The organism is Cysteiniphilum sp., assembly GCF_057495195.1.
This window is the reverse complement of the sequence record NZ_JBXTEF010000032.1, coordinates 1-9,986: the sequence shown is the minus strand read 5'-3', so window position 1 is coordinate 9,986 and position 9,986 is coordinate 1. Positions and strand designations below refer to the sequence as shown.

Here is a 9,986-nt window from a genome sequence, read left to right as displayed (position 1 = left end):
CAATAAATTATGGATTGGCAACTCGTAAACTTTATTTTTGATTATTATTCAACCCTTGATTCGCATTAAACAATAGTTTATTGCTAATAGCGCCTTATTCACCATGGTTGTTGATTTAATTCCATTTGAATTTCAAAACAGTTTGCAAGCACTATACCAAGGCTATCTATTTTTTGATACAATCACCTGCGTTTATGTCTATATACATCTTACAAAACAAACTAAGGATTCTTAAATGTCTGAACAATATATTTATTCCATGCATCGCGTTGGTAAGGTTGTCCCACCCAATCGCTATATCTTAAAGGATATTTCATTATCATTTTTTGATGGTGCCAAGATTGGTGTCTTGGGTCTTCATGGCTCAGGCAAATCAACATTACTACGTATTATGGCAGGGCTTGATACTGAGATTGTCGGTGAAGCGGCACCTCGCAAAGGCGTCAAAATCGGCTATTTACCGCAAGAACCACAACTTGATCCAACAAAAGATGTTAAGGGCAATGTTGAAGAAGCCTTAGCTGACTTAAAAGCATTAGTTACACGCTTTGATGAAATCAGCATGAAATTCTGTGAGCCAATGTCCGATGATGAAATGAACAAGCTACTTGCCGAACAAGGTGAGCTACAAAACAAAATCGATGCAGCAGGTGCTTGGGAGATTGATCGCAAGCTTGAGATTGCAGCTGATGCACTTCGTTTACCTGCTTGGGATGCGGATGTATCAAAGCTCTCAGGCGGTGAAGTACGTCGCGTTGCCCTGTGTAAACTGCTATTATCATCTCCTGATATTCTGCTCCTAGATGAACCAACAAACCATTTAGATGCTGAGAGTGTCGCTTGGCTTGAGCGCTTCTTACAAGAGTACAAAGGCACTGTTGTGGCAATTACCCATGATCGCTACTTCTTAGATAATGTTGCTGGATGGATTCTTGAGCTTGATCGTGGTGAAGGGATTCCTTTTAAAGGTAATTACTCAAGCTGGTTAGAGCAAAAAGAAGCACGTCTAGCCCAAGAAGAGAAAAAACAAACAGCACATAGAAAAGCATTGCAACAAGAACTTGAGTGGGTACGTCAAAATGCCAAAGGTCGTCAAGCCAAATCAAAAGCACGTTTATCGCGCTTTGATGAGTTAAGCTCTCAAGAATTCCAAGAGCGCAATGCCACACAAGACTTATACATCCCGCCTGGACCTCGTTTAGGTAATAAAGTCATTAACATTGACGGTATCAGCAAAGGCTTTGGTGATCGCTTATTGATTGATCAGCTTGGCTTTGAGGTTCCAGCAGGTTCTATTGTTGGTATTATTGGACCAAATGGCGCAGGTAAATCGACATTCTTTAAAATGGTATCAGGCATTGAAACACCTGATGCGGGCAATGTTGAGTTTGGTGAAACAGTTGAGCTTGCCTATGTTAATCAGTCACGCGACACCTTAGATGGTAACAAAACCGTTTGGGAAGAAATATCTGACGGCTTAGATGTCATTGCTGTTGGCAAGTACACAATTCCATCACGTCAATACGTTGGACGCTTTAACTTTAAAGGTTCTGATCAGCAGAAATTTATTCATCAGCTTTCCGGTGGTGAGCGCAATCGCGTGCATTTAGCGAAGTTACTACGCAAGGGAGGCAATGTCATATTACTTGATGAACCAACGAATGATCTTGATGTCGAGACATTGCGCGCACTTGAAGAAGCCATTCTTGCCTTCCCAGGCTCAGTGATGATCATCTCGCATGATCGCTGGTTCTTAGATCGCGTGGCAACACATATCTTAGCCTTTGAAGGTGAGAGTAATGTTGTGTGGTTTGAAGGAAATTACGAGGCCTATATCGAAGATAAGAAAATACGCCTAGGCGATGACTCTGTTGACCCTCATCGCATTAAGTACAAGAAAATTACGGCGTAGTTCTCAGGCTATTAACTAAACCGCTTCCCTCAACATCTGTTGTATTCTATCTAAACCCAGTTTGATCTCATCAAAGCTTGGTCCAAAGCTTAAACGCACATATTTCTTTAAGCGCGTATTAACTACTTTGCGCCTTTGCCCTGGATTGACATCAAAGAACTCACCTGGCACACAAATCACTTTGTATTGCAATAAAGCTTTGAAAAACTTCATGCCATCAGCAAGACTCTCTGGCAGGTTCTCCAAAGAGGCAAAGCAATAAAAACCACCCTCAGGGACTCTTGATAATACAAAGCCCATTTCTTTAAGGCGTGAAACCATATAATCACGTTTTTTAACAAACTCACTCTGAATTGAATCTGCTTCTTGATCAGCATGTTTGAGATCCAACAATGGCACAACTGCCTTTTGTATCGCGTGTACAGCACCTCCATCTAAAAATGATCCAGCTGAAGCAATACCCTCAATAACTTCTTTTGGACCCAATGTCCATGAAATACGCAAGCCTGGATAACGCCAGTTTTTAGTCAATCCATCAACAATTAAAATATTGTCTTTCTCAACATCCTTGATATATGCGGCAGCACTTAGTGTTTTTTGGTTTTGATCATATAAATAATGCGAATAAAACTCATCAAATATCATCGAGCAGCCGATGTTTTTTGCTGAATTAATCAGTTTTTTTAACTCATCACCAATAATAATCTGTCCTGTTGGATTACATGGGTTGGATAACAGCATTGCGCCTAAACCCATGTTAATCATCGCTTTTTCCATCTCAGCAACATCGGGCTTAAAACCATCGGCAATGCGATAAGAAATCGGCATCGATACAAAGCCACCAAAAACATTTAATAACTCTTCATAGGCTGTATAATCTGGCAAGAAATGCCCAAGATTAATATTATTCATCGTCGCTGCAATCCGACAAAGCGCTGAGCGGCCACCTGATGAAATAGCCACATTTTCATAGGTGTATTGTGATTTTCTATCAAAGCGATAGCGCTGGTTATATAGCTCAGCTACTGCTTTTCTAAGCTCAATATCACCTGCGACAGGGCTATATTCAGCTGAGATTTGATCTAATGAGATATCTTTCAAACGCGCAGGACTCTCTGGCATGTCTCCGGTTTCAGGTGCGCCTTGTCCTAAATTAGACCACTCAGGATTACCATAATAAAAACCGTGCGCTTGCGCCTTGGACATAACGTAAATCACCCCAGTTTTTGGGACTTTTTTAAAACTGCTTTCCATTTAATTTCCTTTGTTTAAATACTTTTCTACCCACTGTGCCAATTGCGCTACTTCATCTTTCTTCAGCCATAACCCAAGCTTACTGCGACGCCACAATAATGCATCAACATCGCGCACCCATTCATGTTCAATCAAATATTCAACCTCTTGCTGATAAAGGTTATAACCAAAACATATACCTAGATCATCATAAGATGTTGCACCCTTTAACACATCAAGACTTTGCGTGCCATACGATGATGCCAAGCGATAACTGTGTTTGTCTTTAAGCCATGGGTAAGTTGCTTTTAGCTTCATTAAAATCTCAGCAAATGAATTTGCCTCACCACCTGGTGTTGCCACTTTATCGGTTGTGCACGCTTGCATTGCTGGGAAAAAAGGAGCCAACTTATCCACCACATGTTTGGACAATGTGCGATAAGTCGTAATCTTACCGCCAAAGATTGATAATACGGGCAATTCACCTTGATCATCCTCAAGCTCTAGATGGTATTCACGCGTGATTTTAGACGGATCCTTGGCATGATCATCGTACAGCGGACGCACGCCAGCATAGCTCCAAATAATATCTTTTGGTGCAATTTTGCTTTTGAAATACCCATTGATCAGTTGACACAAATAATCGGTTTCTTCCTGACTAATAGCAATATCTCGTGGATCACCTTGATAATTAACATCCGTCGTGCCAATCAACGTAAATTCATTGTCATGCTCACTGGTGAAGCCATATGGCAGCGCAAAGACAATGCGGCCATCGGCATTCTGCAGGATATACGCATGATCACCTTCGTATAACTTAGGCACGACAATATGGCTACCTTTAATCAAACGCACTGCTGATTTAGAGCTCGTCTCTAGCACGTCATGAATGACATCGGCAACCCAAGGCCCTGCGGCATTAACAACGGCTTTAGCAAGCACAATTACTTCATCACCTTTGTTATTTACAAGTTTCGCGTGCCAGCTGCTTTCTGCCTTTTTCACCTCTTTTACCTTTTTTACCTCGACACATTGATATGGCATCAAGATTTTAGCGCCATGCGTTTTGGCCTGTTGTGCATTAAGCATCGTCATACGCGCATCATCAATCCGACAATCAGAATAGGCAAAACCAACACTGAAGTCATCAATCAGATTCTCACCTTCAAGGGTGTTGACTAATGATATCTTCTGCGACTTTTTCAATGACATTTTACCCGCGAGAAAATCATATAAAAACATACCAATACGAATCATCCACACCGGACGCAAATGTTTGGCATGCGGCAACACAAAACGCAAAGGATGGATAATGTGTGGCGCTTTGTTAAGGAGCACTTCCCGCTCTTTTAAGGCTTCTTTGACAAGTTTAAATTCATATTGTTCTAGATAACGTAAACCGCCATGCACAAGCTTGCTACTGGCTGATGATGTCGCTGAGGCAAAGTCTTTTGCTTCACATAATGTAACATCTAAACCCCTTAATGTGGCATCAACAGCCGCCCCTGTACCATTAATCCCGCCACCGATCACCAAGATATCGGTATGAATGACATTCTTTTCTTGCTTTTGTTGTGCTTGCATGACTTTATTTTCGCCGTTTAGATTAATACGCAGTTTGCCATTGTAGCCAAAATTACGCCTTTTTTCTAATGATTAAAAACACAGTGTTGACATATCATTCAAATCGGTTCAAAATACGCTGCGATTTTAAATTAGCAGTTGATCCTATTTCAGAAAAGCGTGTCCGTTTCTTGATTGTGGTGATCTGCCACTTGATACCTAAATATAGATAAATAATAAATAATCGGAGAAATACATTGGCTAATAGTAAGCAAGCTAAAAAACGTGTAAGACAAGCAGAGAAAAACCGTCAACATAACATGTCTCGTCGTTCAATGATGAGAACGTTCATGAAGAAAACCATTAAAGCAATCGAAGCTAGCGATTTATCTTTAGCAAAAGATTGTTTTGCTAAACTTCAGCCAGTATTAGATCGTTATGCTACTAAAGGCTTAATCCACAAGAACAAAGCAGCTCGTCATAAGAGTCGCCTTGTTGCTAAGATCAAAGCATTGGAAGTTGCTGCTGCGTAATCGCGCACTAGCCAGTTGATCAAAAAGCTCCTTAATGGGGCTTTTTTTTTATACGAATAAGGATATATAAACATGTACTCACTTAAAACACTTGCCGAAGATCTTGGTGGTTATGTCCATGGTGATGAATCAATTGTTGTTGATCGCTTAGCGACACTCAAAGGTGCCAAATCAGGCCATCTTTCATTCCTAGCCAATAGCAAATATATCAATGACCTTAAAGACACCAAGGCTTCAGCAGTTTTATTAACCAAAGAGGCGCTTGAGCTTTGCCCAACCAATGCGGTAGTTCTTGATAACCCTTATCTTGCCTTTGCCAAAGTTGCTACTTTGTTTGATCGTGCACCTAAGGCTCTTTCTGGCATTCACCCAAGTGCCACAATCGCAAACTCTGCCAAAATTGCCGCAAGTGCATCCATTGCCGCTAATGTTGTCATTGGTGAGCATGTCACCATTGCTGAAAATGCTATTATTGGCGCTAATTGTGTGATCCTAGATAACTCAATCATTGGCACAAAGACAGAAATTAAACCTAATGTCACGATTTATCACGGGGTACACATTGGTGAGCATTGTATTATTCATGCCAATACAGTGATTGGTTCCGATGGTTTTGGCAATGCCAAAGATGAGAAAGGCAACTGGGTTAAGATTCCACAAATTGGCGGGGTAACTATTGGCAATCATGTTGAAATAGGTGCTTGTACCTCTATTGATCGAGGCGCGATTGATGACACCATTATTGCCGATGGGGTTAAAATTGATAACCAGGTGCAAATCGCACATAATGTTATTATTGGTGAAAATACCGCAATTGCGGGTTCAACAGGTATTGCCGGATCGGTTACTATTGGCAAAAATTGCTTACTTGGCGGTCAAGTTGGCGTCAGTGGTCATTTGGAAATCTGTGATAATGTATTATTAGCAGCTGCCTCAAATGTTAGCAAAAGCATTACCGAGCCTGGCTTTTATACTGCAGCATTTAATGCTCGTCCGCATATGGACTGGAAACGTACCAGCGCGCGCATATTTAGGTTAGATAAACTGGAAACTCGTGTTAAAATGCTCGAGAAGAAATGCAAAGATTCTGAATAAACCAACGTAAGGCACATTACACATGCAGCTTAACATTCAACAAATTAAAGAAATTTTACCGCATCGTTACCCTTTTTTATTGATTGATAAAATCCTTGAAATTAACGTCGAGGAAGGCACGGCTATTGCTCAGAAAAATGTCACTGCCAATGAAGAGTTTTTCAATGGCCATTTCCCAAATCAACCGATTATGCCAGGCGTATTAATCGTTGAAGCCATGGCACAAGCTATTGGTGTTTTGGGCGTTAAGATGATGGCAAGTGAACAAGATCAATTAGATCATAAGAAACTTTTTGTGCTTGCGGGAATTGATAACGTGCGTATTAAGCGCCCTGTTGTACCAGGTGATGTCTTAAAGTTCCATGCAACGATGGGCAAAATCAAGCGTGGTATGTGCAAAAGTGAAGCTCAGGCTTATGTTGATGGTGAGCTAGTTGCGAGCGCTGAGTTTCTTGCAGCTTATAGGGAAGTATAAACGTGATTGATGAAAGAGCAGTTATTCATGAAACAGCAGAAATTGCTGACAATGTCACGATAGGCCCCTATGCCATTATTGGTGAAAATACCAAAATCGGTGAAGGCTGTAATATTTCTGCTCATGCGGTTATTGGTAAAAATGCCATTATCGGCAAGAATAACCGTATATTCCAATTTGCTTCCGTCGGTGAAGAACCGATTGATCGTACCTTCCATGGTGAGTTTTCACAGCTTATTTTAGGTGATAACAATATCATTCGTGAATGCGTGACAATTCATGGAGGCACTGCCAAAGAAGATGGTATTACGTGTGTTGGCAGTAACAACCTGATTATGAATTATGTGCATATTGGACATGATTGTCGTGTTGGCAACAATGTTACATTAGTCAACAATGCCGCACTTGCCGGACATGTGCATGTCGATGACTTTGCCACGATTGGCATTAACTCGGGCATTCACCAATTTTGTCGCATCGGAGCGTACGCTTTTATTGCCCATATGGCACTAATCACGCAGGATGTCCCGCCTTATTTGATGGTGACGGCATCACCTACTACCTCGCCTTGCGGCATTAATGTCGAAGGCTTAAAAAGAGCAGGTTTCTCCTCGCAAGATATTCGCCAGATCCGAGAGGCTTATAAAGTCATTTATCGTCAAGGGTTACGTTTAGTTGAAGCCATTGAAAAACTTAAAGTCATGCAACAAGAAACACCAGCCATCGAGCGATTTGTTGCATTACTAGAAAGCTCAAAACGCGGGATCATTCGCTAATGCGTATTATGCTTGTTGCTGGCGAGCTCTCTGGTGATCAGCTTGGTGCTGGTGTTGTACGTTTATTAAGACAGCATTATCCAGATGCCATTCTAGAAGGCATTGGCGGTCAGCAAATGATCGATGCCGGCCTTAAAAGCCTTTACCCCATCGAAACACTATCTGTCATGGGAATTTTTGAGGTATTAAAGCACCTTCCTGCTATTTTAAAGGTGCGCAAAGGCATTCTCAAACATTGCCAAGATAATCCACCGGATATCTATATTGGTATTGATGCACCTGACTTTAACCTACCGATCGAAGCTAAGCTTAAAGCACGCGGCATCAAAACTGCGCACTATGTTAGCCCTTCTGTTTGGGCATGGCGCGAAGGGCGCATGAAAAAGATCAAACGTGCTACTGATGTCGTTTTTGCCATTTTGCCTTTTGAAGAGGCTTTCTATCAAAAACATGAGCACAAAGCGATCTTTGTCGGGCACCCTTTAGCCAATAAAGTACCTATCAATGAAGATACAGTTGGCGCACGCAAGCAGCTTGACATTGATACAAACCCCAATAGAAAAGTCATTGCACTTTTACCTGGAAGCCGCACACAAGAGATCATTCGCATCCTGCCAACTTTCTTACAGAGTATTGCCCAGTTAAAACGCCAAGGTTATGAGTTTGATACCTTACTGCCTGTAGCGAAAGAAAGTTTATATGGTGAGATTAATAAACATCAAGAACTGCTTGATAAGCTCAATATTCAGAAATTCAATGGTAATGCACACATGGTGCTACAAGCCTGTGACTTTGCCTTAGTTGCCTCAGGTACTGCAGCACTTGAAACGATGCTTTATAAAAAACCAATGGTTATTGGTTATCAAATGTCAACAATCACGGCAGCCATTGTTAAACATATGCTAAAAACAAAATTTGTTGGCTTGCCAAATATCCTTGCTGATAAAGAAATAGTACCAGAGCTTTTGCAAAAGAATTTCACAGCCAATCAAATTACTCATGCGTTACAGCGATTCTTTGACGATCAAGCGTATACTCAAGAGATTAAGGCAACGTTTCACAACCTACATCAGCTATTAATGCTTGACGCTGATCGCAAAGTCAGCGATGAAATTATAAATTTATTAGATTCTTAGCGCTTTTGTCTTTTTAATTAGGCATGCATTGATTAGAATAAGCCTTTATTGAAATACCATTATATAGATTATAAACATGACTCAAGTTCAATTGATTTTATTGCTCAGTATTATCATCGTAGTTTTACTGTTGATCGATGCGTTTCGCCGCAGCAAGCGCAAGAAATATAAGCGTGAGATGGCCAAGCTGCAAGCCATTCAAGAAAAAGAGAAAGCCGTCAAAAAAGCGCAAAAGGCAGAAAAAACAACACATAAACAAACAGCTGATACCAAGCAATCACACAAAGATGCAACATCACATGACAAAAATGCAGTGAACGCTGCGCAAAAAATTGAGCTTGGGGCTGACATCAAGGTCGATCCATTAGCCGATACACCGATTAGTGAGCTTGAAGCATCACATGCAGATTACCCACAACTTGAAAAAGGGATTGTCAGTTATTTTATTAGCGCACCGCGTGGTTATGTATTTAATGGTGAAGATCTAGATACTTTGTTTAAACATAGTGGTTTAAGCTTTAATGCTGAAGATCAAAGCTTTGAGCTGTTAACCCAAGACAAAGACGTACTCTTTAGCATCAAAGCGGATGCGCCAGTCAAAGGATTTGATCCTGAGAGCTTCACGCAAAAAGACTACACACGCTTATTATGCCGTTGTGAAATCGCTGATCTTGTACAATTTTATGAGCCACAAGTGTGCTTTGATCACTTCACCAAAAGCATTGAGAAGATTAACACGCGCTTAGGCGGCACCCTACTTAACGAGCATAAACGCCGCTTTACCAGTCATGATCAAAGTGCTTATACACAACACGTTAAGCAGTTTGAAGTTAAAAAATAAACTATTACATATATACCGCTCACAAACCATTTTACAGCATTTCTGTCATTGAATTTTACGCCCTTTTGAGCGCTTGCATTTTGCCAATAGTCCTAGCTATTATCTTCAACTCAAGCACTCAAAAGCATCAAAAACTTCTTCAACACCGAACACCGCAAAATGATTTACGAGCGGTATAGCTTTAAGCACTTTTTGGTGTCCACGAGTTTGCCAACACATTTTTGATTTCATCTTGTTGATCTTTGTTTAACAGATCTTCACCGACACCTGTTTCAACATTAAAGCTTGCCAATGTTTGAATGATCACATCGATCTGTTTATTACTAAGCACAAATTGCTCAATCTCAATCTCATCAATTTGATGATCTTCAGATTCAAACCAGTCTTGAACCACGATCTCTTTCGGTTTGTTTTTGTCTGCC

General features: G+C 40.8%; 10 protein-coding genes. 7 read left to right on the top strand and 3 right to left on the bottom strand.

What is annotated here, in order from left to right:
- The first annotated feature begins 235 nt into the window (after positions 1-235).
- Positions 236-1,912: an energy-dependent translational throttle protein EttA gene (gene ettA, locus ACY10D_RS03385; RefSeq protein ID WP_486999370.1), complete on the top strand. Its 1,677-nt coding sequence runs from the start codon at positions 236-238 to the stop codon at positions 1,910-1,912.
- Positions 1,913-1,927: 15 nt separating this feature from the next.
- On the opposite strand, the gene ACY10D_RS03380 is transcribed toward ettA, so the two are convergent.
- Together ACY10D_RS03380 and glpD are read right to left on the bottom strand one after the other, a co-directional pair.
- Entirely contained in the window at positions 1,928-3,166 is a 1,239-nt protein-coding gene (locus ACY10D_RS03380; protein ID WP_486999369.1) for a pyridoxal phosphate-dependent aminotransferase, read from the bottom strand.
- Positions 3,167-4,729, bottom strand: a complete 1,563-nt coding sequence (gene glpD, locus ACY10D_RS03375; protein ID WP_486999368.1) for a glycerol-3-phosphate dehydrogenase — start codon at positions 4,727-4,729, stop codon at positions 3,167-3,169. It lies immediately after the preceding gene.
- Positions 4,730-4,965: 236 nt separating this feature from the next.
- On the opposite strand from glpD, the gene rpsT reads away from it, so the two are divergent.
- From rpsT to ACY10D_RS03345, 6 genes are all read left to right on the top strand, one after another.
- Positions 4,966-5,241: a 30S ribosomal protein S20 gene (rpsT, locus tag ACY10D_RS03370; RefSeq protein ID WP_151194416.1), complete on the top strand. Its 276-nt coding sequence runs from the start codon at positions 4,966-4,968 to the stop codon at positions 5,239-5,241.
- Between the two features lie 72 nt (positions 5,242-5,313).
- Positions 5,314-6,336 carry a UDP-3-O-(3-hydroxymyristoyl)glucosamine N-acyltransferase gene (lpxD, locus tag ACY10D_RS03365; RefSeq protein ID WP_486999367.1) on the top strand — a complete coding sequence of 341 codons (1,023 nt, stop codon included), beginning with the start codon at positions 5,314-5,316 and terminating at the stop codon, positions 6,334-6,336.
- Between the two features lie 22 nt (positions 6,337-6,358).
- Positions 6,359-6,811 carry a 3-hydroxyacyl-ACP dehydratase FabZ gene (gene fabZ / locus ACY10D_RS03360; protein ID WP_486999366.1) on the top strand — a complete coding sequence of 151 codons (453 nt, stop codon included), beginning with the start codon at positions 6,359-6,361 and terminating at the stop codon, positions 6,809-6,811.
- A 2-nt stretch (positions 6,812-6,813) separates the two neighbouring features.
- Entirely contained in the window at positions 6,814-7,587 is a 774-nt protein-coding gene (gene lpxA, locus ACY10D_RS03355; protein ID WP_486999365.1) for an acyl-ACP--UDP-N-acetylglucosamine O-acyltransferase, read from the top strand.
- A complete protein-coding gene (gene lpxB, locus ACY10D_RS03350; RefSeq protein ID WP_486999364.1) occupies positions 7,587-8,723 on the top strand; it encodes a lipid-A-disaccharide synthase in 1,137 nt (378 codons plus the stop codon). Before lpxA ends, lpxB begins: the two co-directional genes overlap by 1 nt.
- A 76-nt stretch (positions 8,724-8,799) precedes the next feature.
- A complete protein-coding gene (locus tag ACY10D_RS03345) occupies positions 8,800-9,564 on the top strand; it encodes a cell division protein ZipA C-terminal FtsZ-binding domain-containing protein (RefSeq protein ID WP_486999363.1) in 765 nt (254 codons plus the stop codon).
- Between the two features lie 181 nt (positions 9,565-9,745).
- On the opposite strand, the gene ACY10D_RS03340 is transcribed toward ACY10D_RS03345, so the two are convergent.
- The coding region (locus ACY10D_RS03340; protein ID WP_486999362.1) for a hypothetical protein at positions 9,746-9,986 on the bottom strand (241 nt) is incomplete at its 5' end.

Excerpts from the sequence above, each read along its gene's own strand:
- lpxD (WP_486999367.1), top strand. The coding sequence starts at position 5,314 with ATGTACTCACTTAAAACACTTGCCGAAGATCTTGGTGGTTATGTCCAT.
- ACY10D_RS03380 (WP_486999369.1), bottom strand. The coding sequence starts at position 3,166 with ATGGAAAGCAGTTTTAAAAAAGTCCCAAAAACTGGGGTGATTTACGTT.
- fabZ (WP_486999366.1), top strand. The coding sequence starts at position 6,359 with ATGCAGCTTAACATTCAACAAATTAAAGAAATTTTACCGCATCGTTAC.
- glpD (WP_486999368.1), bottom strand. The coding sequence starts at position 4,729 with ATGCAAGCACAACAAAAGCAAGAAAAGAATGTCATTCATACCGATATC.
- ACY10D_RS03345 (WP_486999363.1), top strand. The coding sequence starts at position 8,800 with ATGACTCAAGTTCAATTGATTTTATTGCTCAGTATTATCATCGTAGTT.
- lpxB (WP_486999364.1), top strand. The coding sequence starts at position 7,587 with ATGCGTATTATGCTTGTTGCTGGCGAGCTCTCTGGTGATCAGCTTGGT.
- ettA (WP_486999370.1), top strand. The coding sequence starts at position 236 with ATGTCTGAACAATATATTTATTCCATGCATCGCGTTGGTAAGGTTGTC.